This window comes from Flagellimonas okinawensis, assembly GCF_029194005.1.
Classification (GTDB): Bacteria; Bacteroidota; Bacteroidia; order Flavobacteriales; family Flavobacteriaceae; genus Flagellimonas; species Flagellimonas okinawensis.
The window spans coordinates 1,110,399-1,135,677 of sequence record NZ_JARFVA010000001.1; the positions used below are offsets into that span (position 1 = coordinate 1,110,399).

At 42.3% G+C, this 25,279-nt stretch carries 29 protein-coding genes; 22 read left to right on the forward strand and 7 right to left on the reverse strand.

What is annotated here, in order from left to right; all coding sequences use genetic code 11:
• Window position 1: 1 nt before the first annotated feature.
• Both PY091_RS05335 and PY091_RS05340 read right to left on the reverse strand, forming a co-directional pair.
• Window positions 2-1,087 (reverse strand): sensor histidine kinase, encoded by a 1,086-nt coding sequence (locus PY091_RS05335; RefSeq protein ID WP_275648661.1) that lies wholly within the window; start codon window positions 1,085-1,087, stop codon window positions 2-4.
• A 256-nt stretch (window positions 1,088-1,343) separates the two neighbouring features.
• Window positions 1,344-1,775, reverse strand: coding sequence for an RrF2 family transcriptional regulator (locus PY091_RS05340; protein WP_275648662.1), 432 nt, complete (start codon window positions 1,773-1,775; stop codon window positions 1,344-1,346).
• Window positions 1,776-1,889: 114 nt separating this feature from the next.
• Between PY091_RS05340 and PY091_RS05345 the strand changes: the two genes are divergently transcribed.
• The 14 genes from PY091_RS05345 to PY091_RS05410 all read left to right on the forward strand — a co-directional run bounded on the left by PY091_RS05345 (window position 1,890) and on the right by PY091_RS05410 (window position 12,628).
• The gene (locus tag PY091_RS05345) at window positions 1,890-2,402 is read left to right on the forward strand and encodes a c-type cytochrome (RefSeq protein ID WP_275648663.1); all 513 of its coding nucleotides are present in this window, start codon (window positions 1,890-1,892) and stop codon (window positions 2,400-2,402) included.
• A 5-nt stretch (window positions 2,403-2,407) separates the two neighbouring features.
• Window positions 2,408-2,989, forward strand: coding sequence for a fasciclin domain-containing protein (locus PY091_RS05350; protein WP_275648664.1), 582 nt, complete (start codon window positions 2,408-2,410; stop codon window positions 2,987-2,989).
• 39 nt (window positions 2,990-3,028) lie between these two features.
• The gene (gene nosZ, locus PY091_RS05355; protein WP_275648665.1) at window positions 3,029-4,981 is read left to right on the forward strand and encodes a Sec-dependent nitrous-oxide reductase; all 1,953 of its coding nucleotides are present in this window, start codon (window positions 3,029-3,031) and stop codon (window positions 4,979-4,981) included.
• A gap of 125 nt (window positions 4,982-5,106) precedes the next feature.
• The gene (locus tag PY091_RS05360; protein ID WP_275648666.1) at window positions 5,107-5,718 is read left to right on the forward strand and encodes a hypothetical protein; all 612 of its coding nucleotides are present in this window, start codon (window positions 5,107-5,109) and stop codon (window positions 5,716-5,718) included.
• Between the two features lie 10 nt (window positions 5,719-5,728).
• A complete protein-coding gene (locus PY091_RS05365; protein WP_275648667.1) occupies window positions 5,729-6,163 on the forward strand; it encodes a nitrous oxide reductase accessory protein NosL in 435 nt (144 codons plus the stop codon).
• 18 nt (window positions 6,164-6,181) lie between these two features.
• Entirely contained in the window at window positions 6,182-6,475 is a 294-nt protein-coding gene (locus tag PY091_RS05370) for a cupin domain-containing protein (RefSeq protein WP_275648668.1), read from the forward strand.
• Between the two features lie 97 nt (window positions 6,476-6,572).
• The gene (locus PY091_RS05375; RefSeq protein WP_275648772.1) at window positions 6,573-7,784 is read left to right on the forward strand and encodes a nitrous oxide reductase family maturation protein NosD; all 1,212 of its coding nucleotides are present in this window, start codon (window positions 6,573-6,575) and stop codon (window positions 7,782-7,784) included.
• A complete protein-coding gene (locus PY091_RS05380; protein WP_275648669.1) occupies window positions 7,781-8,494 on the forward strand; it encodes an ABC transporter ATP-binding protein in 714 nt (237 codons plus the stop codon). The genes PY091_RS05375 and PY091_RS05380 overlap by 4 nt, the downstream gene beginning before the upstream one ends.
• Window positions 8,487-9,269 (forward strand): ABC transporter permease, encoded by a 783-nt coding sequence (locus PY091_RS05385; RefSeq protein WP_275648670.1) that lies wholly within the window; start codon window positions 8,487-8,489, stop codon window positions 9,267-9,269. The genes PY091_RS05380 and PY091_RS05385 overlap by 8 nt, the downstream gene beginning before the upstream one ends.
• Before the next feature lie 20 nt (window positions 9,270-9,289).
• Window positions 9,290-10,492, forward strand: coding sequence for a hypothetical protein (locus tag PY091_RS05390; protein ID WP_275648671.1), 1,203 nt, complete (start codon window positions 9,290-9,292; stop codon window positions 10,490-10,492).
• A 147-nt stretch (window positions 10,493-10,639) separates the two neighbouring features.
• Complete coding sequence (locus tag PY091_RS05395) at window positions 10,640-11,074, forward strand: RrF2 family transcriptional regulator (RefSeq protein WP_275648773.1); 435 nt, start codon at window positions 10,640-10,642, stop codon at window positions 11,072-11,074.
• A gap of 52 nt (window positions 11,075-11,126) precedes the next feature.
• A complete protein-coding gene (gene ric, locus PY091_RS05400) occupies window positions 11,127-11,855 on the forward strand; it encodes an iron-sulfur cluster repair di-iron protein (protein WP_275648672.1) in 729 nt (242 codons plus the stop codon).
• Between the two features lie 7 nt (window positions 11,856-11,862).
• Window positions 11,863-12,324, forward strand: a complete 462-nt coding sequence (locus PY091_RS05405) for a hemerythrin domain-containing protein (protein ID WP_275648673.1) — start codon at window positions 11,863-11,865, stop codon at window positions 12,322-12,324.
• Between the two features lie 16 nt (window positions 12,325-12,340).
• Complete coding sequence (locus PY091_RS05410; RefSeq protein ID WP_275648674.1) at window positions 12,341-12,628, forward strand: hypothetical protein; 288 nt, start codon at window positions 12,341-12,343, stop codon at window positions 12,626-12,628.
• Window positions 12,629-12,639: 11 nt separating this feature from the next.
• On the opposite strand, the gene PY091_RS05415 is transcribed toward PY091_RS05410, so the two are convergent.
• Window positions 12,640-13,218: a 5-formyltetrahydrofolate cyclo-ligase gene (locus PY091_RS05415; RefSeq protein ID WP_275648675.1), complete on the reverse strand. Its 579-nt coding sequence runs from the start codon at window positions 13,216-13,218 to the stop codon at window positions 12,640-12,642.
• 131 nt (window positions 13,219-13,349) lie between these two features.
• On the opposite strand from PY091_RS05415, the gene PY091_RS05420 reads away from it, so the two are divergent.
• From PY091_RS05420 to PY091_RS05450, 7 genes are all read left to right on the forward strand, one after another.
• Entirely contained in the window at window positions 13,350-13,730 is a 381-nt protein-coding gene (locus PY091_RS05420) for a group III truncated hemoglobin (RefSeq protein ID WP_275648676.1), read from the forward strand.
• Window positions 13,731-13,740: 10 nt separating this feature from the next.
• Window positions 13,741-14,037 carry a hypothetical protein gene (locus PY091_RS05425; RefSeq protein ID WP_275648677.1) on the forward strand — a complete coding sequence of 99 codons (297 nt, stop codon included), beginning with the start codon at window positions 13,741-13,743 and terminating at the stop codon, window positions 14,035-14,037.
• A 317-nt stretch (window positions 14,038-14,354) separates the two neighbouring features.
• On the forward strand, window positions 14,355-15,296 hold the full coding sequence (locus PY091_RS05430; protein WP_275648678.1) for a tryptophan 2,3-dioxygenase family protein: 942 nt from the start codon (window positions 14,355-14,357) through the stop codon (window positions 15,294-15,296).
• Between the two features lie 2 nt (window positions 15,297-15,298).
• Window positions 15,299-15,592, forward strand: coding sequence for a cupin domain-containing protein (locus PY091_RS05435; protein ID WP_275648679.1), 294 nt, complete (start codon window positions 15,299-15,301; stop codon window positions 15,590-15,592).
• A 157-nt stretch (window positions 15,593-15,749) separates the two neighbouring features.
• The gene (locus PY091_RS05440; protein WP_275648680.1) at window positions 15,750-16,052 is read left to right on the forward strand and encodes a carboxymuconolactone decarboxylase family protein; all 303 of its coding nucleotides are present in this window, start codon (window positions 15,750-15,752) and stop codon (window positions 16,050-16,052) included.
• 305 nt (window positions 16,053-16,357) lie between these two features.
• The gene (locus PY091_RS05445) at window positions 16,358-16,981 is read left to right on the forward strand and encodes an HPP family protein (protein ID WP_275648681.1); all 624 of its coding nucleotides are present in this window, start codon (window positions 16,358-16,360) and stop codon (window positions 16,979-16,981) included.
• A gap of 293 nt (window positions 16,982-17,274) precedes the next feature.
• On the forward strand, window positions 17,275-19,257 hold the full coding sequence (locus tag PY091_RS05450) for a monovalent cation:proton antiporter family protein (protein WP_275648682.1): 1,983 nt from the start codon (window positions 17,275-17,277) through the stop codon (window positions 19,255-19,257).
• Window positions 19,258-19,393: 136 nt separating this feature from the next.
• Here PY091_RS05450 and PY091_RS05455 read toward each other — a convergent pair whose 3' ends face one another.
• The 4 genes from PY091_RS05455 to PY091_RS05470 all read right to left on the reverse strand — a co-directional run bounded on the left by PY091_RS05455 (window position 19,394) and on the right by PY091_RS05470 (window position 22,346).
• Entirely contained in the window at window positions 19,394-19,807 is a 414-nt protein-coding gene (locus PY091_RS05455) for a DUF4138 domain-containing protein (RefSeq protein ID WP_289623473.1), read from the reverse strand.
• A gap of 234 nt (window positions 19,808-20,041) precedes the next feature.
• A complete protein-coding gene (gene istB / locus PY091_RS05460; RefSeq protein WP_275648684.1) occupies window positions 20,042-20,779 on the reverse strand; it encodes an IS21-like element helper ATPase IstB in 738 nt (245 codons plus the stop codon).
• A gap of 23 nt (window positions 20,780-20,802) precedes the next feature.
• Window positions 20,803-22,176 (reverse strand): IS21 family transposase, encoded by a 1,374-nt coding sequence (gene istA / locus PY091_RS05465; RefSeq protein WP_275648685.1) that lies wholly within the window; start codon window positions 22,174-22,176, stop codon window positions 20,803-20,805.
• Window positions 22,173-22,346 (reverse strand): helix-turn-helix domain-containing protein, encoded by a 174-nt coding sequence (locus PY091_RS05470; protein WP_275648686.1) that lies wholly within the window; start codon window positions 22,344-22,346, stop codon window positions 22,173-22,175. Before PY091_RS05470 ends, istA begins: the two co-directional genes overlap by 4 nt.
• 1,491 nt (window positions 22,347-23,837) lie before the next feature.
• Between PY091_RS05470 and PY091_RS05475 the strand changes: the two genes are divergently transcribed.
• Complete coding sequence (locus PY091_RS05475) at window positions 23,838-24,953, forward strand: ATP-binding protein (protein ID WP_275648687.1); 1,116 nt, start codon at window positions 23,838-23,840, stop codon at window positions 24,951-24,953.
• Window positions 24,954-25,279: the final 326 nt, after the last annotated feature.

The following is a 25,279-nucleotide window of genomic DNA, read 5'->3' on the forward strand; positions in this document are numbered from 1 at the left end:
ATCAATTTGGAAACTCCATGGTAAAAATAGTACCTTTTGGCACATTGGGCCTATGTACAATACTACCCTTATAACTTTTGATGATACCGTGAACGACGCTCAGACCAAGGCCGGTCCCTTCCCCGATTGGTTTAGTAGTATAAAAAGGTTCAAATATCTTGTTTTCTTGACCAGGTGCAATCCCTTCTCCTTGATCGACGATATTGATGATGATTTTTTGCTTCGTGCTAAGCACCTCCACCTTGATCTCTCCGCGTACGGGTGAGTAGTAGGCCGCATTCATAATGAGGTTGAACATAACCTGGGTCAATTGGACGGTATTGGCCCGAATCCTTAAATCGTCGTTGTCGTAGGATTTGATGACCGATAATTGTTTAGCTCTAAGTGAGGGTCCCATCAGACGTATCACACTGTCCACTACTTTATTGAGCTCGACCAATTCCATCTGTTGCGGCATTTCACAGGTAAAGAACATCAATTTTTTTACGATTTCCCTACTGAAGATGGCATTGTCCAAAATCGTTTGTAAATCCCTTTTGGTCCCCGTATCGGTAGCTTCATCCATCAATAATTCGGCAAAACCCAAAATATTGGCCAAGGGGGTATTCAGTTCATGGGCTATTCCGGCAGTAATCTCTCCCATAATATGCAAGCGATCGTTGCGCTCCATTTGTCTTTTCGTTTCCGCTTCGCTGTCATGGATCTGTTTACGTTCCATGAGGTTGCCCACGGCAAGGCACACATTCTTGAGCAGGGTCTTTTCTTCTGGAAGAAAGTCTTCATCGGAATAGGCTGAAGCCGGGTATCCCACGGATATGCCCCCTTCTATCTTATTGAACACAATGACATCACAAGATAGCAGATTCATTTGCTCGTCGAACCCACTGGTCTGCACCTGATAAGTACCAATGGATACTGCAGCTTCGGCATCTTCAGGAAACCGCCACCCCCTTTTCAAACAATAGGCAATAGCTTCCAGGGAAGTGGACAGTTCATCATAGCCGGAATTCACGATAATCGAAGTGACCTCGTAGAGACAGGTCAACTCTTTAACCCTCTCCTTTAATTTCTGCTCAGTATTTATCATAGCGCTTGAAACGTTTTGACCATAAAGGTACATGGGTCTTTCAATTGATGTCCCATAGTTCTGAAAATTTCATTAAAGATCTCTTCACATAACACACCATTACATAATAGATCGAGATTATGGGTTCCCACCAATTTTTCCCTTTACCTCCACTATTCCATCATAAAAAAGTGAAGGTTTGGGTACAAAATTAAAAAATAAAAGACATTTTTATCCTCTTTATGATAATTATCATATTGCTTCCTATAACCGGTACTTAATTAGGGAAGAACTCCTCAATATCTTGTTTCCCCTTGATTAAATCCAAAATGGTGGTGTTTTCGAGCACACGGATAAATTTGGTCTTGTTGGACCCCACAAGTTTATGGAGCACACAAGGGTTGTTCATGTCGCAGTTACGAATGCCCATGACACACGAGTTCACTCTTTTTTCTCCATCAATGACCTTCACAATGTCCATAAGGGTACGCTTGCGATCATCTTTACTCAAATAAAATCCTCCCCTAGGGCCTCTTGTGGAGGAAATAATATCATGTCTAGAGAGCTCTTGTAACAATTTAGCCAAATAAGCCTCTGGTACATGAACCACCTTATATATATCCCTGACCAAGATTTTATGGTCCTCATTGGAATTCAATGCTAAATAAAGCACACCTTTAATGGCATATTTGGAAGAATTGGAAAGCATTTTTCTTAAGTTACAACAAAGATTAAAAGACATTTTTATCCTTTTTATGATTAATATCATGTTATACATTTTTTCACCTATTTACATTTGAACAAAATTTTAAAGGATCATTACATGATAACAATACAAAAAGGAATAGGACTACTCTTTGCGATAGCGTTAATAAGCTGTGGAGGAAAAGACAAAGAAAAAAAGGAGGAAGGCTTTAGCGTACAACGTAAAAAGGCGCCTACCGAACAGCCTGCGGAAACCACTTCCACCAATGAAGTGAAAGCCTCTGAACGTGTGGACATGACCACGAAAGGGGTAGGCCCGATCAAATCGGTGGAATTGCCAGATGAAATCGACCAAGCTATGGCTGCTAAGGGTAAGGAGGTCTATGACCAAATGTGTTTGGCATGTCACCGGGTCGGCAAAAAATTCATAGGCCCGGCACCGAACGGGGTATTGGAACGAAGAACACCGGAATGGATCATGAACATGATCTTGAACCCTCAGGAAATGGTACAGCAAGACCCTTTGGCCAAAGACCTGCTCCAAGAGTTCAATGGATCGCCCATGTCCAACCAAGGCTTGACCGAAGATCAGGCCCGGGCCATACTCGAATACTTTAGAACCTTAAAATAAACCGTATGAGATCAACCATTAAACTAAGTACCCTGGGACTGATCTTACTTCTCGCCCTCAACAGCGGCTGTAAGGATGGTGCCCAAAACAAAACGACCACTACTGACCAGAGTACATCTGAGGCAGTAATTGAAAGTAACAAGGGGCAGGCCTTTATCACGGACGATGAGTCCACCCCTACTGTATTGAGCATTGCCATCAATTCCCCCGACCACACTACCCTGGTAGCAGCTGTTCAAGCAGCCAGTCTTGAAAATGCTTTGGTCAACGCTGGTCCCCTAATGGTATTCGCCCCCACCAATGACGCCTTTGATGCACTGCCCGAAGGGACCGTGGAAGATTTGTTGAAGCCGGAAAACAAAGATGCCCTGGCCAACATCCTCAAATACCATGTGACCCCGGGCAACTATTCCAAGGACTTTTTGAAAAATTTCAAAAAATTGGGGCAGGCCAACGACCAAAATGTCCCTGTTGAAGTAAAGGGAGATGATGTGTTTATAGGAGGCGCTAAAATAATCGCTAGCGTGAAGGCAGGAAATGGCATCGTCCATGTGGTGGACAAGGTCATCCTACCTCCTACCCAATGATCAAGACAACAACCATAAAAACAAATAAATCCTAACATAATGAAAATTTATAACCATTTACTAATGACCATGGGAGCGGCCCTAATGCTGGTTTCCTGTGGCCAACAGAACCAAAATTCGACCGGGGCCCTTTCCTCCAGTGCCGCCGAAAAAGTTTATGTTGCCCCAGGGGAACAAGATGAATTTTATGCTTTTTTATCAGGGGGATATAGTGGCAACCTCACTGTTTATGGGTTGCCATCTGGTAGAATGTTCAAGGAAATTCCTGTATTCTCACAATTCCCAACTTCGGGTTACGGCTATTCAGAAGAAACCAAACCGATGCTCAACACATCCCATGGATTTGTGCCTTGGGATGATGCCCACCACCCGGACATATCCCAGACCAATGGGGAGTTGGATGGTCGTTGGATATTCATCAACGGTAACAATACCCCTAGAATTGCCCGTATCAATTTAAGCACTTTTGAAACTGAAGAAATCATAGAGGTACCCAACAGTGCAGGTAACCACAGTTCTTCCTTTATTACGGAGAACACAGAATACGTAGTGGCCGGTACCCGTTTCTCTGTTCCCATTCCACAAAGGGACATGCCCATAAATGAATACAAAAGCAACTTTAAAGGATCATTGTCCTTTATCAGTGTAGATCCAGAGCATGGTCACATGGATTTAAAATTCCAACTGTTGATGCCCGGTTTCAACTATGACCTTTCGCACCCTGGTAGGGGAAAATCCCACGGTTGGTTCTTTTTTACCACCTACAATACGGAGGAAGCTCACACTTTACAAGAGGTGAACGCCTCACAAAACGACAAGGACTTTATTGCCGCTGTTAATTGGAAGAAAATCGAAGAATACGTCAATAATGGAGGAGGCACCAAAATGCCGGCCAATTATGCACACAATCTTTATGATGAAGGCACACATACGGCCACAACTACCATGTATAAAGAAGTATTGACGGTAGATCCGTTAAAAGTTCCCGGAGCCGTATACTTTTTGCCAACTCCAAAATCACCCCATGGTTGTGATGTAGATCCAACTGGACAATACATTATTGGAAACGGTAAACTGTCAGCGGATCTGACCGTACACTCCTTTGATAAAATGATTGCTGCCATTGAGGGTGAAAAATTTGATGGGGAAGCCTATGGAATCCCGATCTTGAAGTTTGAGGATGTATTGGCCGGACAGGTAAAAAGTGGAGGTCTCGGCCCATTGCACACCGAGTTTGATGGAAATGGCAATGCCTATACCACCTTCTTCATCTCCTCCGAAGTGGTCAAATGGAAATTGGGAACTTGGGAGGTCATCGATAGAAAACCAACCTACTACTCGGTCGGACACTTGATGATTCCCGGAGGGAACTCAAGAAAACCATTTGGCAAGTACGTGGTGGCCATGAACAAAATCACCAAGGATCGTTATTTGCCCACTGGTCCGGAAATGGAGCACTCCGCTCAGATCTACGATATCTCTGGAGATAAAATGGAATTGATCTATGATTTCCCCACCCATGGTGAACCCCACTATGCAGCAGGAATACCCGCCGAAATATTGGCACCAAAGTCACAGAAAATTTACCGATTGGATGAAAACGAGCACCCCTATGTCGTTAAAACCCCAACAGATGCCAAGGTGGTAAGGGATGGAAATGAGGTGCATATCTATATGTCCACCATCAGGAGCCACTTTACCCCCGACAACATCGAAGGAGTCAAGGTCGGAGACAAGGTATATTTTCACATAACCAATCACGAACAGGATTTCGATGTACCGCACGGTTTTGCCATGATTGGCCAGAACACTTCCGAGCTTCTTGTCATGCCGGGCCAGACCAAAACCTCTCTTTGGGAACCTAAGCAAGTCGGTGTATGGCCGTTCTACTGTACGGATTTCTGTTCAGCATTGCATCAAGAGATGCAAGGGTATGTTAGGGTTTCCCCCGCCAATTCGGATGTTGAACTGAAATGGTCCCTTGGTGAATAATTCGGATTGATACACCAAGGAACAAAGCGGGCTGTGTCCATGACCTGCCCGCTTTTTTTTACAAATTGAAATACAACCATCGACCAAAAAACCGCACTCAATTTGTAACCTTTAAATAGAAAAAAATGAAAAAGGCTAGTTTACTAATGATCATTGGCCCGCTCTTCTTGTTGGGATTATATGTTTTCCCACTCTGGAACATCATGTTGGGGGCACCACAATATCCAGATCCTTTGGGTCTGAATATCCATATCAGTGGGCTGCAGGGCGCCAATGAATTTGATATTCAGAACATTGATGGCCTGAACCATTATATTGGAATGCAAACATTGCCCAAACCTGAGGACATGTGGGAGTTCGGCACCTTTCCCATAATCATAGGGATCATGGTGGCCATTGGCGTATTGATCGGGTTCTTGGGATACTTGGGCAAAGTAAATTACAAATGGTTCATCGGTTGGTTTACGTTGATGTCCATAATGGGTGTTTTGGGCATGTACGATTTCAATCAATGGTTAGTGGATTATGGTACCAACCTCGACCCCAATGCAATCATGAAGTTGACCAATCCCGATGGAACACCCATGACCTATAAACCACCATTATTGGGACATGTAAAAATGTTGAATTTTGATGTGACCTCCATGCCAGCCTCTGGGGGATGGCTCATGTTCCTGGGAATGACACTTACCCTAACGGCCGGCTTTTTGGGGTGGAAAAACACTAAAAAACAATAATTCATTTCTTATGAAACCATCTATTTTCCTTTTTCTTGCAATCCTCACTGGTAGCATGGGTTGCTCCGTAGGACCAAAACCCATTGATTACGGTCGTGTAGGTTGCCATTATTGCAGTATGACCATTGTGGACAAGCAGCATGCAGCTCAATTGGTAACCAAGAAAGGCAAGGTCTTTAATTTTGATGCCGTTGAATGTATGATGAACCAATTAAAGGAAGAGGATGAATCGACAATAGGCCTCTTATTGGTCAATGATTTTGACCGTCCAGGAGAACTCGTGGACGCCACAAAGGCCACCTATTTGATCAGTGAGAACATACCCAGTCCGATGGGTGCATTTCTAAGCGCCTTTTCCGAGGAACAGGCAGCGGAACATACATTGGAGGCCAATGGTGGGAAACTCCTTACCTGGTCCGAATTAAAAGAACAATATAACCAATAAAAAAATAAATCCATGTATATGATCGATATTGACAATACCATTGCCCAACAACCCTTTGATGGGCTTCAAGTAGAACAATTGGTCAAGACCAATGCCTTGGAAATATTGAGCATTAGCTTGGCAAAGAATGCCGTCTTTCCAAAACATACCTCACCAAAAGATGCCCATTTGATCGTATTGGAGGGGTCCATTGATTTTTATATTGAAAACCAAAGTGTCACTTTATTGCCACAGCAACACTTTGGTTTTTCCAAGGAAGTGGAACATTGGGTAAAGGCTCTAGCAGATGCCAAATTTTTGATTATCCGGTAAAGAAATCATAGATTCATAACGTATATGGTTGCCATTGGGCATACCAAGCAATAACTTTATTAAATTGAAAACTCCATATCGCCAACTCATCCTATGGATGTTCTTATTTATGGTATGTCAAGGAACTTGGGCCAAAACTTGGACCATATGCCCGACTTGTGAACATAGTTCCATAAAGCAGACCATTCAAGAGGCCAATGCCCATGATACCCTTTTGATCCAAAAAGGCACCTATCGGGAATTTGAAATTTTGGTCGACAAACCTCTGGTGATCAAGGGAATCAATTACCCAATTGTTGACGGTGAAAAAAAAGGGGAGATCTTTAGGATCACTTCGGACAGTGTGACCCTGGACGGTCTGTTCATTATCAATGTCGGGGTCAGTTATACCAAGGACAACGCTGCCATACGAGTAGTGCAGAGTAAAAATTTCAGTATCCAGAATATGGTATTGGAACAGTTGTTCTTTGGTATCTATTTGGAAAAATCATCACATGGCAAAGTGTACCACAATAGAATTATCGGAGATGCCGTGGACGAATATAATTCAGGCAATGGCATCCAGCTTTGGTACTCCTCTGATGTAGAAGTGCGCAAAAACCATGTACAAGGTACTCGAGATGGTATCTATTTGGAATTTTCCGATCGAATTACCATCACCGATAATGTAAGTATGGACAATCTTCGATACGGACTTCATTTCATGTTCTCGAACAACGATATCTATACCAACAATACTTTTGAGAACAATGGTGCCGGGGTCGCAGTCATGTTCTCAAAGTTCATTACCATGAAAAACAACACTTTTCGAAAAAATTGGGGAACGGCGGCCTATGGCATGTTATTGAAAGAAATCAACGATGCTGAAATAAGTGACAACACTTTTGAGGAAAATACCATTGGGATCAATATCGAAGGTTCGAACCGAATAAAGTACATCAATAACGATTTTGTGGGAAATGGTTGGGCCATTCGCGTGGTAGGAGCCTGTTACACCAATAGTTTCAAGGGAAATAATTTCCTCTACAATTCCTTTGACATTTCCTATAACAGTAAATTGAACGATAATGTATTCGAGGGTAATTTTTGGAGCAGTTATACCGGTTATGACCTAGACAAGGATGGTGTTGGGGATGTCCCCTACCGACCTGTAAAGTTATTTTCTTATGTTGTGAACCGTACCCCTGAAACCATTGTGCTATTGCGGAGCCTATTCATGGATATCATTGATTTTTCAGAACGGGTTTCTCCTGTTTTTACTCCCGATAATTTAAAAGATGCACAACCATTAATGAAAATACGACCATGACCATTGAAATTAACAACCTTCATAAGAAATTTGGAAAAAACAAGGTGCTGAAAGGCGTTGACCTATCTATCGACCAAGGCCGCATCTATGCCATACTTGGCCCCAACGGTTCGGGCAAGACCACTTTGATCAAGAGTATTTTGGGGATGGTTATTCCCGAAAAGGGGAACATTTCTGTACTGAACAGTCCCATCAAAAAGGATTGGAAATACCGTAAAAAAATAGATTACCTACCCCAGATTGCCAATTTCCCCCCTAATATCAAGGTCAAGGAACTGATTCGGATGATAAAGGACCTTCGAAACAGTCCCAGTGAGGAGGCATCACTGATTTCACTATTTGGCATACAAACCTTTCTGGACAAAAAATTATCGACCTTATCAGGCGGTACCAAACAAAAGGTCAACATTGTACTGACCTTTATGTTCGACAGTCCCTTGATCATTTTGGATGAGCCCACCACCGGATTAGATCCCAAAGCTTTGATCTGTTTAAAAGGATTGATCCAAAATGAAAAGGCAAAGGGCAAGACCATTCTCATTACCTCCCATATCATGCAGTTTGTGGAAGAAATGGCCGATGAAATCCTTTATCTATTGGAAGGTGAGATTTATTTTAAAGGAACCGTCGGAATATTGATGGAGCAAACTGGTCAACATGATTTTGAACATGCCATTGCGGCCCTAACCAGCACTGAAAACCATGCTTAAAATTCTTAAATACAGTTTTTACGATTTGATACGCAGCCGTTGGAGCTACGTTTATTTTTTGTTTTATCTCACTTTGGGGTTTGTACTCTTGTTCCTGAACAATGATGTTTCCAAGGCTGTGATCACGATGATGAACGTGATCATAGTCCTGATTCCCCTGATAGGAACCATTTTTGGGGTGATGTATTATTATAACTCCCGCGAGTTTACTGAGCTTTTGTTGGCACAGCCCGTCAAACGCAGCTCTATTTTCCTAGGACAATTTTTTGGGGTTGCAGGCTCGTTGACCTTAAGTTTGATATTGGGCCTGGGCATTCCATTTTTATTGTATGGCCTGATGCGGAGCAATGCCATTTTTGACTTCTCCCTATTACTGGTCACAGGGGCTTTTTTGACATTCATCTTCGTGGGACTATCCTTTTTGATCGCCATTTCCAATGAAAATAAGATCAAAGGTTTTGGTTATGCCGTATTGTTATGGCTCTTTTTGGCGGTCATTTATGATGGTCTTTTTCTGATGTCACTTATTGTTTTTGAGGAATATCCGTTGGATACTTTTTCCTTGATTGCCACGGCACTCAATCCAATCGATCTTTCCCGCATATTGATATTGCTCAAATTGGATATCTCCGCACTCTTGGGGTATACCGGTGCCATTTTCAAAAAGTTCTTTGGCACACAGTTGGGATTTGTCGTTTCCATGGCCATATTATTGTTTTGGACCATTTGGCCCGTTTTGGGGTTGCGGTACAAAGCGAATAGAAAGGATTTCTAAGCACTTGGACAAAGAAACGCTTGATACGGGAAAAGAAATATCAACACCATTTACAAATTGCCCTGGGCTATTTTATCATAGCCGCCCTATTGGGCATGTTGCTCCGCTCCTATCCCATCTTCTCCTTCAAGTTCAACTACAGGTATATGGTCCATGCCCATTCCCACATTGCCCTATTAGGATGGGTGTATCTGGCGTTGACCACCCTCCTTCATTATTGCTTTGTAAATAAAACAAGCTCAAAAAATAATTATAAAAAGATTTTCTGGGGTACTCAGATTACCCTTGTTGGAATGTTGTTAACGTTTCCATTTCAGGGGTATGGCTTATTTTCCATCATTTTTTCCACGCTTTTCCTAATTGCTTCATATATCTATACTTATCACTTTTGGAAAAGCATTGACCCAAAACTTAAGGAAAGTAACGGCTTAAAATGTGTAAAAGTAGCCCTTGCCTATATGGTTATTTCCAGTTTGGGACCTTGGGCTTTAGGCATTATAATGAATACCTTGGGAGCCCAGTCCATATGGTATCGGCTCTCCATTTATTTTTATCTCCACTTTCAGTACAATGGCTGGATGATCTTGGCCCTGGTCGGTTTGTTCGTATATGTATTGGAACTCAGTGGCCAAGAATTTCCAAAAAAAGGGTTCAACCGCTTTTTCCTGTTCCTTAACTTAGGCGTTATACTTACCTTTTTCCTGTCCACCCTATGGACAGAACCATCACTGGTACTGTATATACTGGCCGGCCTCGGAGCGGTGGCACAGCTCTATGCTTTTGCCCACTTGTGGGGAACGATCAAGTCCCAGTTGCAAGCATTGAAACTTTTGAAGGTACCGTCCGCTTTCTTAAAACTGGTCATCGTTTTACTTATGGCCAAAATAGTTTTACAGTTACTGACCGCATTCCCCTATTTTGCTGTACTGGCGACCACCTATATTGACTTAACCATCGGTTACCTGCACTTGACCTTTTTGGGAATTGTCAGCATTGGCCTGTTCTTCTTCATGGATCTGTTCGGGTTGTTGCGCATATCCAAAAAAGGATTTTATTGGTACCTGCTAGGTTTTATGGTCACGGAGCTATTGCTATTCTATAAAGGGATTGCTGCCTGGCAACAGTGGAGCCCTTTACCCAGATATCCCGAAATATTGGCCATAAGCAGCCTATGTATCCCCATTGGGCTGTTGATTATATCGATAGAACAACGAAGGATTTGAACCATTTTATCCCTAACGAACCATTCCAGTTCCCTAATGTGTTATCTATAGTCCAATGAAAAAAAGATTCTTCCAAAAAAAATAATAAAGGACTTTTTTATCCCATATATTTTTGTCATATCTTTGTATTGATAAAAAGATACTATGATGTTTTCCAAAGCTTGTGAATATGGTATACGTGCAGCAGTCTATATTGCCCTGCAATCCCTGGATGGAAGACGTGTGAGCGTTACCGAAATAGCAGAGGAAATAGATTCACCCGTTGCCTTTACCGCCAAAATACTACAACAGCTTACCCGGAACAACATCGTCCATTCCGTAAAAGGCCCCACGGGGGGGTTTGAAATCGAAAGAGAAGATATGGATACCGTAAACTTGAGTATGATAGTCAAGGCCATTGATGGGGATAAGATTTATGTTGGCTGTGGTCTGGGGCTCAAGGAATGCAATGCCAGTAAACCCTGTCCCCTCCACGATAAATTCGTCGATATCCGAAATGATCTGAGTACGATGTTGAAAAGCACCAGTCTGTATGAACTGGCCACTGGACTGGAAGTCGGTTTGACCTATTTAAAAAGATAAAAAATTTACCCTAATAAAGGACATTTTTGTCCTATTTATAAAGTGACATATTATGAACGACACCACGGAAAAAACAATTGGAGAACTGGTAGCAGAGGACTACCGAACAGCGCAAGTCTTTAAGGCTCATAACATTGACTTTTGCTGCAAAGGGAACAGAACCCTGGCCGAAGTCAGCGCTAGGAAGGGACTGGATTTGGATGCGTTAAAGAAAGAACTTGCTTCGCTCCAATCGAACATTAAGGAGGATCTGCCCGATTTCAAGACCTGGCCATTGGATCTTCTGGCCGACTATATCGAAAAAAAACACCATCGATATGTTGAGAAGCAAATCCCGGTGCTACAACAATATCTGAACAAACTATGCAAGGTACACGGGGAACGCCACCCTGAACTGTTCGATATCCTGGAACAGTTCAACATTTCAGCAGGGGAACTGACCATGCACATGAAAAAAGAAGAATTGGTCCTGTTTCCTTGGGTCCGTAAAATGGTAGCTGGGACAACAGAGACCTCAACATTGGAGGCGCCCCACTTTGGGACGGTGAGAAACCCCATTCAAATGATGATGCAAGAACATGACAATGAAGGGGAACGCTACCGTAAAATTTCAGAATTGAGCAACGCCTATACCCCTCCTGCGGATGCCTGCAATACTTATCGGGTAGCATTCTCCCTATTACAGGAATTTGAAGAGGACCTCCATCGTCATATCCATCTGGAGAACAATATCCTTTTTCCAAAGTCCGAGCATCTTGAAAAAAGTTTGTTGAACACATAATCCTCCTATGGGACGCCCACCTATCAAACGTCACAATGCCCTTCAAGGAGTGAGCCGTGAGCATCATCATGGTTTGCTCCTCTGTTGGAAAATCAGAACGGGACTGTCAAAAAACATTCCCTTGGAACGTATCAAGGTGTATGTGGATTGGTTTTACACCAACTATCTGGTCCCTCATTTCGAACTCGAGGAAACATATATCTTTCCCATTATAGGAAATAATCATCCCTGGGTAAAAAAGGCAATTTCAGATCACAGAAGGCTGAACCGTCTGTTCACTGCGCCCAAAGCCAGCCTAAAGACCTTGGGGCAAATCGAAGAAACACTGGAGGAGCACATACGGTTCGAGGAAAGACAGCTTTTTAAACATATCCAACAAGTAGCCACCGATACGCAAATGAACATCATAGCAAAACAGCACAACAATGAAAAATTCAACGACAATACCAACGACCCATTCTGGGAGTAAAAACACGACAAGCGCAATGAAAAAAATATATGATAGGGCGTTCACCGAGTTCAAAAAAAATCAACTGGGATATTCGACCATCGCCATCATCGGGCAGAGCTGCATCGGTTCAGCAGCAGCCATGGTCCTTTTGATGGGGACCATGGACACGGTCTTACAAATGGTCCTACTTTTTTTGGTGACCATATCCTGCATGGCATTCAACGGAGCTGTATTGGCACAGTTAAAACCCCTGACCACCTTTAATCTTTTGATACTGAGTATTGTGTTCAACACCTTGGTAATCATGTTCCATATATGGTAAACCATCCATGTTTACCAAATCCGTTTCCCTTCGAGAGGATACTTGCTCACTACTTTGTCCAATCGGATATCATGGGCCTCTTTTGGTAGGTTTTCCTTTTTTTGAAAAGGATAGAAGATGCCAATTTTGAATGCCTTCATTTGGTTGGCCAGAAAAGTGTCATAATACCCTCCCCCATACCCGAGTCGATAGCCCTCACCGTCACAGGCTAACCCCGGTACGACAATCATGTCATAAGTACCTTGAAAAATATGGTTTCCGGAAGGATATCTGGTTCCAAAAACACCGCTTTCCAAATCACATAAGGAAGTTAAGATCAGGTTTTCGAACCTTCTTTTAGATAAGGTTTTGGGCACAACCACCACTAGGTCTTTCTCAAGACATTTTTCAATAAATGGTGTAATATCGATTTCAGAACCCATGGGAAGGTAGGTATGTAATGTTTTAACTTGATGTGCCTTAACTGCTTCCCATAAGCGTTCACAGACCCACTTATCATAGATTATCTTTTTTGATCTTGGCATTCGTTCCCGTTGTTGTAACATTTGATTCCTTATGCGTATTTTTTCCATTTTAATGGCCGATTCCATAAATTCATCTTTAATTCGGATAAATTTATCCTAAATATCCGGAATCTTCATAACTTTGAGCATTTACTATCAGGTATCCAGGGGATGTCTGACAAAAGACAGTAAGATAATTTAGCATTGGATATAAGCATATGAAAGCAATGAAGCAGATTGAAACCTTGGAAGACATTAGACTATTGGTGGATTGTTTTTATGGGAAAGTCCGTCAAGATGAACTCTTAGCGGACATTTTCAAGAAGGTCATAGGAAATCATTGGCCAGACCATTTGGAAAAAATGTACCGTTTCTGGCAAACGGTGCTATTGGAGGAACATACCTATAATGGGAGTCCATTCGCCCCACATGTTAAACTACCGGTCCAAGGCAAACATTTTGAGCGTTGGAAACTTCTTTTTTATGAAACCGTTGATCAAAACTTTACCGGGGGGAAGGCTGAAGAAGCCAAATTCAGAGCGACAAAAATGGCAGAGATGTTCCAATTAAAAATCGAATATTTTCAGAACAAAATATAAGGAACATTCCATGACGGTCAAGCTTTCGGAAATATTCATCAAAAAGTCCAGTACATCCACGTATTCGAAGGACGAACTGTCCTCTCTGGATATAAAAAAGGAATTTATAAAACGCCTGTCCAAGTATTATGATATACCTTATAAGGCGGAAGGCTCCAAGGAGAACAACTTATGCTACGCTAACAGTGGTCCAGTTCGCTTTGTATATCGATCAACCTTTTCAAAAAAGGATATCAAAGCCCATCTGTTCACCTCACTAAATAAAGACACCTTCCATTTGGATACAACCAAAGTGACCTTCTATTGATCATGGAACGACCTTTTTTCCAACTAAAAACCAAATCCTATAATTCAGGCCAAAGAAATGTCCATTAGGGCCATCCCCTTTAGATACCCACTTAAACCAGACAAAATAATCCTGCCTTGATTAACACTATCTTAACCTTTAAAATTAATTTCGGATAAAATTATCTGAAATTAATTAAATACTATATTTGTCAATACCATTGTAAAGCGTTTTTTGAATATATCCATATAAGGGCAAAAGATCCATTGAGCCACAACAAAAAATGTATTATGAAAAAGTTTTTTTATTAACCAAGCATCTAAGAAGCCATCTGATTCATGAAACAACAACCCAACAAGCACGACTATGTGTCCAAAACCATCGATCGACTCAATGACAAATATCGAGACATGGGGGAAAACCTACAAACCCATTTGGAAGGACTGCTTCACGCGGACCCCATAACTTACTGGGACTACATTGAAGTCGACACCTTACTGAGCTTGCAAAGACCACGTACCCCATTTAAAGATGAAGCCATATTCATCATGTACCATCAAGTCACCGAGCTATTTTTGAAAATGATCCGGCATGAACTTGAACAGCTAGTGGACAGAAGTGAGATCAATGAGAATTATATGCTCACCAAAATAAAGCGTTGTATACGATATACCTCCATGCTCATCGGTTCCTTTGATATTATGAAGGATGGAATGGACTACGGTGAATATCAGGAGTTCCGCAAAACATTGACCCCTGCAAGCGGTTTTCAAAGTGTTCAGTTCCGATATATAGAAATCCTGTGCACTCCATTGGCAAACCTTGTAAACGAAGTAGACAAAAAAAGACTTCCCGAGGCTCCTTCCATCAAAGATTATTTCGATCATATCTATTGGAGAGCTGCGGGATATGACCATAAAACTGGTAAAAGGACATGGACCCTAAAAAAGTTCGAGGAAAGGTATCTTGAGGATTTGAAGAGCTTTGCCAAAAAAATCCATGGACGGACCCTGCACGATAGGATAGGTGACACACAGGGGATTTCTTCCCTACTGCTGGACAGTCTCAAGGAATTTGACCATCTCTATAACGTGAAATGGCCCATGGTGCACTTGCGGACCGCAGCCCACTATTTGGATCGTGATAAAGGTGAAGGGGCGGCTACCGGTGGATCCCAATGGAAAACCTATTTACATCCAAAGTTCCAACAGCGGATATTTTTCCCTACGCTATGGACAAAGACGGAAAAAGAACAATGGGGAACGTCACAAAGCTTTTGAATATGGAAACAATGAATAGACCTCGATTAAAGAATTTGTCACATGGTGAAAGCCATAAGGTTTTGGAGATTGAAGGGAATCACGGCATGTTCATGCCCCCACACCACAGTACCGGGGAAGCGGTCATTGTCATCAAGAAGGGATCGGTTCTTATAAAAATGCCCGATACCGAACACAAACTTGAAGTAGGCAATATACTTATCATTCCCGCCAAAAAAGAACACACCCTTACCGCACTCAAAGAGTTCAAAGCACTTGTTATCATGGCCCTGGACTCTGAAATATATTTTATTTAAATAGGGGGCAGCATATGCCATGTGAACAACAGACCACGATATCCGGATAATTTGATTGCTTGGTGAAAGTTTCGTTATGCAGGTCACTTTATCTCAATACATACATCATAACCTCGGATGTCGAACTAAATTGTTCCATCCCTTAAATTAAATTATAATGGACAAGAAAAAGGAAATAGCAAAAAAGAAAGCCGACCTCACCCCTGAGCAACATAAAGCTTGGCGTAATTTTAGCCGCTCCGTGTTCAAGGATGGTGTTTTGGATGAAAAGACCAAACAGCTCATAGCAGTCGCTGTGGCTCATGTCACCCAATGCCCCTGGTGCATCAAAGCGCATACCCCTATGGCATTGCGCAAAGGCGCAAGCAAGGAGGAAATTATGGAGGCCATCTGGGTTGCAGCCGAAATGCGGGCAGGTGCTGCCTATTCAAATGCCAACATTGCCTTGGAGGAAATGTAAGCTTGGACAAACCATTTTTTGAACAAAATAATGTTTTCTGTTGGTCAAGTATTGTTGGCATCCAACTCAAAACTACTGGTTTCATTAAACGGAGGGATCTAAATACGTAACAGAAAACAAGTATTTTGTAACATTCGTAATAGCATTGTATTTACACCATTTATACATTTATCGTGCAAGTCCCATGAATACTACACACAAAGCATGATCGGTACAATTCGGTGCAACGTTCGGTCCTTGGGAAACAGATCAGTTTATACTTGAAATCGGTATGCATTCCTATATTTGCTGGACAAAACCGGCCTATGATCAAGGAAAAAATCAAGCGTAATTATAGAATTAGCAAGTATATCATCTATAAGGAAACCCTGGTGGACCGCAAAGAAACTTTTTGGTCATTTATCAGTTCGTTTATGGGTGTGGCCCTAATAGGTTACCTACAAAGCCTGTATTTGTTGCCCTTGGAAAATGTTTTCCTTATCGGTTCTTTCGGCGCTACCTGTGTTTTGATCTATGGGGCCATTCAAAGTCCCCTGGCCCAACCCAGAAATTTGATCGGGGGACACCTGATTTCCGCAATTATTGGGGTCACGGTATATAAAATGATACCTGAACCTATCTGGATCAGTGCTCCTTTGGCTGTATCCCTGTCGATCATAGCCATGCAATTCACAAAAAGCCTCCACCCACCTGGTGGAGCAACAGCCTTGATCGCAGTAATAGGTACGGACCATATCAAATCGCTAGGCTACCTGTATGTCTTGTTTCCTGTATTGTCGGGAGTGGTCATCCTGCTATTGGTGGCCCTGATATTCAACAATATCACACACCAAAGAAAGTATCCCAACAATGGAAGGTTTTCAAGAAGTATTCAATGGATGGTCCACCCTACCAAAAGCCAAATCCAAAGGTTAAGAAAAAAATGGTAAGAAGCTGAAAAGAACACGTTTTTGTAACCTGTACATGCAGCACCTTTTAATACATGGAATCCGATGGGACTGTTCTGAATAAAACAAAAGGACAGGACCATTAAGGATCAATCTACCCCAATACCAAGGAAAGCAATCATATAACAGCCACATTTCCAACAATGAAGTGGCTTATCAGGAACCAGGCCCCTTCCAATTGAAAGAAGGACGATCCGTTTATATTTGTAACTACTTTTGAGCTGGAACCTTTAGGCCATAAAAAGTAGATCAACGGATAAATACAACAAACATCTATGCACATACCTTTATTGCAGGACATCCTAATTCTTCTCGGTTTCTCCACGATCATTGTTTTTGTGTTGCAAAAACTCAAACTACCTTCTATCATAGGATTTTTGTTGACCGGGATCATCATAGGTCCCTTTGGACTGAGTTTGATCACTGCCGTGGAACAAGTTGAGATCCTATCCGAGATCGGTGTTATCCTGTTGCTTTTTGTAATTGGTATGGAACTTTCCCTAAAACAGTTGGCATCAATAAAGAAAACGGTGATGGTCGGTGGGCTTTTACAAGTTGGGCTTACAGCAATCATCACGGGAGCCATCTATTATTTACTCGGTTACTCCTGGAACGAATCGGTCTTTGTTGGCTTTATGTTTTCCTTGTCCAGTACAGCCGTTGTGCTCAAAACATTGCAGGACCGAAATGAAATTTCCGCCCCGCACGGTAAAAATGCCCTGGCCATCTTGATCTTTCAGGATATCATAGTAGTTCCCATTATGCTCATCACCCCATTGATCGCTGGAGTATCCGACAATGTTGCCCTCAGTGTCCTTTCCCTTATATTAAAATTTGCTGTCGTATTGGTGATTACTGTTATCAGTACACGCTATGTCGTGCCCAACTTGATGCATGCAGTGGCCAAATCGAACAGTAAGGAACTGTTCTTATTGGTCACCATTACTTTCTGTTTTGCCGTTGCCTTTCTCACATCTGAAATTGGATTATCCCTGGCATTGGGAGCTTTTATAGCAGGACTGATCATATCGGAATCCGAATACAGCCATCAAGCCACCAGTGTCATCCTGCCATTTCGGGAGCTTTTTACCAGTTTTTTCTTTGTGTCGGTGGGCATGTTGCTCGACCTCAACTTTTTTCTGGGCAATATTCCATTGATACTGCTCTTGGTATTGGGGGTGCTCGTTATCAAGTCAATCGTTGCAGGGCTGGCTGTTGCGGTATTGAATTATCCCACAAGAACGGTACTGCTCACCGGACTTTCACTTTTTCAAATTGGGGAATTTGCCTTTATATTATCAAGGGTTGGAATCGAATACGGGTTGATCAATGAACAAACGAATCAATATTTCCTGTCGGTATCCATCGTTTCCATGATACTGACCCCCTTTATCATCATTTTTTCGGAAAGAATTGCTAATAAGTTTATCGGGGTATCCAAAAAAATAGGCTTTGACCCCACATTGGTTTCCGATAAAAGCATATCCGAATTGCACGAAAATAAGCTGGAAAACCATCTGGTCATTATCGGGTATGGTATCAATGGCAGCAATCTGGCGAAGGCGGCAGCGGCCAATAACATTCCCCATATCATTATCGAGATGAATGCCGAAGCTGTGCGCCAACAGAAAGCCAAAGGGGTGCCCATCCTTTATGGTGACGCTACGCAGGACCACATTCTCCAAGCGGTCAACCTCCCCGATGCCAGGGCAGCCGTAATTGCTATTTCCGACAACCAAGCCACCGAGATCATCATTAAAAATATAAGGTCTTACTCCGACTCCATATACCTTGTGGTGCGAACAAGGTACGTCAAAGAAACTTCAGAACTCATCGCATTGGGTGCCGATGATGTAATACCGGAAGAGTTTGAAACCTCCGTACAGATATTTGCACACGTGCTTCAAAACTTCCTTGTTCCTGAGAATGACATCGATCAACTCGTGGATAAAGTGCGTGCGGACAATTATCAATTGTTCAAAAGTGAACTAAAGCTTCAAAAAAGTTATCGTCCCAAAAACATTGCCGATTTCAATATTACCTGCTTAAGAATTGTTTCGGACAGCAATAAGTTTTTAGGAAAGCCACTGAACAAGTTAAATTTAAGAGCGAACTACGGGATAACCATTTTAGCAATCAAACGAAAGAATGTAATGTTGGATACCGTACGGCCTGATCAAATATTGAAACAAGGGGATATTGTTTACATACAAGGGGAGCAAAGCAAGGTATCGCAATTTCATAAAATGGTCAATTGACCCGTATCAAAACCAAGACCATGCCCAAAAAGCCATACAAGGCGTAGTATTCTTTTTTAAAAAATTCTGTAAAATTTAAGGACACGGGTTGGCGCATTCGCATCATCTTCGTACACCAGAAACAAAAGCTCCCTGCTCATGGCTTTATCAATGAAAGAAGCCTATTTCCGTTTAACTCATATAAAGTCACCTGTAATCGTTCTTTGTCGCCCAATACGAACTTGGGCACAACGTAAACAAACCGATTCATTTTTCCTTTCTTGACAATCTCTGGACGGTTATAAACATAGGAAATCCCCAGAGGATTTTCCTGATAGGCGGTTCTTTTTTTCTGACTTCCGGAAATGATATTCAAGTCTAAGGTATCCACCTCAAAATCAATTCCGGACCGGTTTCTGATTTGAAAGACAAAATATACTTGCTTCCCTTGATAAATCATATGCTCCAGTCTAAAAAGCATTCCTTTTTTACGGTGGACAGCCAAACGTCCTGGGTTTTTCGTCAGGAGTATTTCACTTATCTTTTGATATGATTCCCTTTCTTGGGTCAATGCATCCTTTTCCTGATAGGATTTGTTTTAGGTTTCATACAAGGGGCGTGCGAGTCCTACATGACCATCGGGTCCTATAAAGTAATTATATCTGGGAATATCCTTGGAATACGCAAGGTTATAACTGTAAACCGATTCATCAGTGGATGAGCCGGGTAAACTGAGCCACCCGCGCCGGATGAAAGTGAGCAGTGTAAATCAACTGCTTGGATTTGACCTGTCCGTGGTTTAAACTTAGTTTTTATTTTTCAATTTTCTTCTCATTGATTCACCTTTTATGTCGATTCTGTGCGCTGTAAGCACCAGACGGTCGAGTATGGCATCGGCCAGTGTTCTCTCCCCGATGATATCGTGCCATTTTGATACGGGCAATTGTGATGCAATAATGGTCGATCTCTGTCCGTGGCGGTCCTCGATGATCTCCATGAGCGCATGCCTGTTGATGTTGTCCAGTGGCTTTAGTCCAAAGTCATCAAGTATCAGTAGGTCCTGTTTTTCAAGCTTGCCTATCTGTTTTGGATAGGAACCGTCCGCTTTTGAGGTCTTCAACATGGTAAAGAGCTTGGCCGTGTTGAAGTACATTACTTTTTTCCCCATGGAACAGGCCTGCTGGCCGATAGCGGAGGCCAGATAGCTTTTGCCGACCCCGGTGCTCCCGGTAATGAGGACATTCTCCCTCTTTTTGATAAAACCGCAGTTGCCAAGGCGATGTACCTGGTTCTTGTCCAATTGTCTGGAAGGCCTGTAATCCACCGCCTCCATAACGGCAGCGTACCTAAAGCGCGCCGATCTGGTCAGGCGTTCTATCCTGCGGTTGTGGCGGTCGTCCCACTCGCATTGTACGAGGTAGGCAATGATCTCGTCATTGGTATAGTCGGTGTCCGTTCCGCTGGGTCCCAAGGTCGTTTCAAATGCCCTGTGCATGCCATGGAGCCTGAGCTCCTTCATCTGTTGTATTGTCCTTTCGTTCATATGTGGTATTTAAGTATTTGTCCTTATTCATAATATTTTCCGCCCCGTATGTTCTGGTGCTCGGGCATTTCCAGATTGTCATCGGCGCCCTCATCAAGCTTGTCCCAGCCATTTTTTAGGATGCGCTCGACCATATTGTAATTATATGCACCATATTCCGTTGCCCTTCTACAGGCGTTGTCAAGACGGTCCCTGCCATATTTCTTGGCAAGGTGCAGTACGCCAAGACAGGATTTATAGGATTGTTCGGGATGCTGCTTCTTGTCCAATATGGCCATGATGTAGCCTTGGCAGCTTTCCCCTATGTTTCCGGCCCAGGCAATGAACCTTTCGCTGCTCCATTCGCTGACGAAGCGGTGGTGGGAGGGCATGTGCCCGGCCAAAGTGGTATAGCCGTAACGTTTCCTGTTCCTTCGGTGCACGGCCAGCCTTTCATGTTTATGGTAGACCTCGACCATACTGTCGGTATAGACGAGCTTTACCTGTTTGCCGATATGCCTGTAGTGTACGCTGTAATAGTGCTTGTCCCTGCCAAGGTAGATATGGCTGTTCTTGTGCACGGTGGCCTGGGCGTACCGTTTTATCTCATAGCGTTTTTCGGGCAGGGGCATCAGTTCCCGGCTTTCCACCTCGAGGAACAGTGAACGTCGGGAGTATTCCCTTCCCCTGAAGGACATGTCGTTGTGCTTTTCCAGAAGTTCCCGGATCGCGGTGTTGATATCGGCCACACTGTGAAAGGTCTCGTTCCGTAAGGGCGCGAACACCCTTGTGTATATGATGCGCACGGCGTTCTCCACTATGGCCTTGTCCCTTGGCCTATAGGTGCGCGTGGGAAGGACCGCCGTTTCGTAGTGCTCGGCAAAGTCGGCGAACACCTCGTTGACCTTTGGTTCATAGCGGCTGCTCTTGGTAACGGCCGATTTAAGGTTGTCGGGCACCAGTGCCCTCGGCACACCGCCGTAGAACCATAGTGCGTTCTCGGTGCAGCGGATGAAGTCCTCGAGCTTCTGGCTGGCACCGGCCTCCACGTAGGTATACTGGCTGCTGCCCAATATGCAGACGAACACTTCCAGTTCCTTGAGCTCCCCGGTGTCCCTGTCGGCAATGGTGAGTTTCTTGCCCGTAAAATCGATGAAAAGCTTGTCGCCGGCCTTGTGCTCCATCCGCATAACGGGGGAGGCCTCCTTTTGCCATTCGGCGTACCAATACTTGAACTGTGAGAGCCTGAACCCATCGGGATGCTTGGCATAATATTCCTCCCAGAGCGACTGTCGGGTCACCCCGGTCTTTCTTATCTCCTTGTCAAAGTAGGGAAAGTACCGCTGTAGCTCGACCAGTCTTGGGCTCTTTGGCCTTTGGTCGGCCTTGAAAAGGCCGTGCAGTTCCTCCAGGGTCATCTTCTCCCCTCATAGGCCGTCAGGCGGTAGCGCTTGAAGAAATCGATGTACTTGGCCACCGTGTTGCGGGAGATGCCCAACTGCTGGCTTATCCGCCGCTTGCTCACACCCGAGGTGTGGAGCTTGAATATCCGTTTTATTTTTCGCATGTCTATCTGCTTGTTCGCCATGGTCCTTTTTCACAAAAAAAGACCTTTGGCGCATTACAGACAGATCAGGCCCAAAAGTGGCTCACTTTCATCCGGCGCGGGTGGCTCACTTTCACCGGCCAGCTATGCTCACTTTGGCCCGGCGAAGGTGGTATACTATGTCCGGCGTTTCCACTTTGTGTAGCCTTACCCCTTTTTATTCTATGTAATAATCGGAGTTTTTAATCAAGAATCGGCATACTTATGATTGTTCGAGAAATAAAATTATATATTTCTGTTTTTACAGTGTCTTATAAATAATTTATAGTAAAGTGACCAATTAGGTTAGCATAAAAATTTCAAAGGCCCAAAACCCTTAGTCTACAAGAGTTTCAAAAGGTAGGTTCTAGTGATCCCGACCTTCATTGTCCAATGCATCAAATAAATCTTTACTGATGTACAATTGTAACCACTTCAATACAGTTGTAACAAAAACAATGAGCTCATATCCATTATAAGGGGACTGTATCTCAAAGGGCCAGAAATGAATCCACCATCACCGGAACATTTTCCAATAGCAAATCACCTAAGGGGATTCAGTTATGTTTCACTGGAAGCTGCACTATTCTACTGTAAATTAATACCATAGAGAATTTGTGAGATAAGTTCGGCAACTAAAAGCCTCAAAAACATATAAAACCCCAGTTGGAAGGTTTAGTTACAATCAACTAAAGTTACCCCTATTACTCCTACAGAATAAAAAGTATAGTATACTCCCCTAAACAAACAGCTCTGATGGTTTCTCCTGAAAAGGCATTGTGCGATAAAATCGTGTTGACACCAAGGGTCAATCCCAGAAGCATCAAACAAACGCAACAATTCCTATTCCACGGTCTTCGAATGGATAGTGAAATATTGAATCCATATCATTTAAAAACATCAAGGAAGATGTTGTCAGATTTATTAAAAATGATGATGTTTTAAGTATTTGGAGCCCGGAATATTTCCATGATCTAGTTGGGAATATCAGATTCAAAAATGAGTAAAGTCAAAGCAAGTCAATTATCCTTTACTTATTGGCACCATCACTAAGGTGGAAATTTGAGATTGGGATTCATCAAATCTTCAATCATTTACAACCTATTGTTTATCAGGGTATCCGGAGGTAGGTTCCAGTACTATAAACAAATGACACAGGTTCAAATATCTTCGTGATTGCGCCTGTTTTTTACAAAAAATCACTTTTGCGCCTATTTTTTTGTCCTACACTTACTATTTAATATAACTTGCGCCTATATTGTTTTGAACAATGATAAAAAGCGCCCACTTTTCATTTATTGCGCCCGTTTTTAACGGTGTGGCCCTACCAGAAGAAGGTATCATCTCCGGCTAAGCAGCCATTATACACAAGCCAAGGCTAGCTGTCCCATAAAAGAAAATTATAAACTGTAGCTGGTATAATTTTTTTCCAAATTCCCTTTCAGTGTATTTATTCACCAAAAAGACGTATTTTTAGTGAATACATTCACTAAAATGATAAAAAGACAACTTGAAGAAACCATTTCCAATAAATTGGATAAGGGTAAGGCAATTATTCTGATAGGTCCAAGACAAGTAGGCAAGACAACTCTTATCAATTCAATCCTTGAGAGTAGGCCATATTTATTTCTAAACGGTGATGACCCTACTGTAAGAAACCTATTGACGGACCCCAATACAGAGCAATTGAGACAGATCATTGGAAGCAATACTACCCTATTTATTGATGAAGCACAACGAATTGAAAATATAGGACTCACATTAAAGTTGATTACCGATCAATTTAAAAATGTACAGTTGTTGGTAAGTGGATCTTCCGCCTTTGAATTAAATAACCAGACAAGCGAACCGCTAACAGGAAGAAAGTGGGAATATCGTCTTTATCCCATTTCTTGGGTAGAATTGGAAAACGACATTGGCTATTTAAAATCCGAACAACAATTCGAATTACGTATTCTATATGGAATGTATCCTGACGTCATCAATAATTTGGGTAATGAAATTGAGGTATTGAAAGAGCTCACCAATAGTTATCTTTACAAGGATATTTTGGCCTATGGCGGCATTAGAAAACCACAGGTCCTAGAAAAATTGTTGAGGGCCCTTGCACTACAAATAGGAAATGAAGTCAGTTATAATGAATTGTCCCAATTGGTGGGTGTGGATAAAAACACAGTAAGTAATTACATTGATATATTGGAAAAAGGTTACGTGGTTTTCAGATTGACAAGTTTTAGCAGGAACTTAAGGAATGAAATCAAAACGAACCAAAAGATCTATTTCTACGACACTGGCGTACGAAATGCCCTAATCGGGAATTTCAATGCATTGAACAGCAGAACTGATCTGGGAAACCTTTGGGAAAATTTTCTTATCAGTGAGCGGGTTAAGAAATTGAGTTACCAAAATTCATTTGCCAACCCTTATTTCTGGAGAACCAAAAACCAACAAGAAATAGATTATGTAGAGGAAGTCTCTGGTGAAATAACTGCCTATGAGTTCAAATGGAACCCAAAAATAAAAGTAAAAATTCCAAAATCATTTACCGAAACCTATAGCTCAAATGTTAAAGTAATCAATAGTAGTAATTTCAGAGATTTTTTGATGTAGTTTCCTATTCAAATTTTTCTTGCACTGCTTTGTTATTAAAAGGTAAGTTGTGTTTACTATTTGTACCATATTCCTTTATGGGACAATTTAACTTCATCTAAGGTCAAAGGTAAATTCCTGTTTAGCCTTCTGAAAACAACCATTATTTACACTGTTGATATTCAATTAATTATGAATCAGGTAACCTATTCGGTGAGCATAAAATGTTGAAAAGTTCTAAACCCTAATGAATAAAAGGCTTCCAGCGATAGGTTCTAGTGCCTCCGGCTCCACTAAAATACTATTAGAACAACAAACCTGTAAATTTTAGATTTACAGGTTTTTTA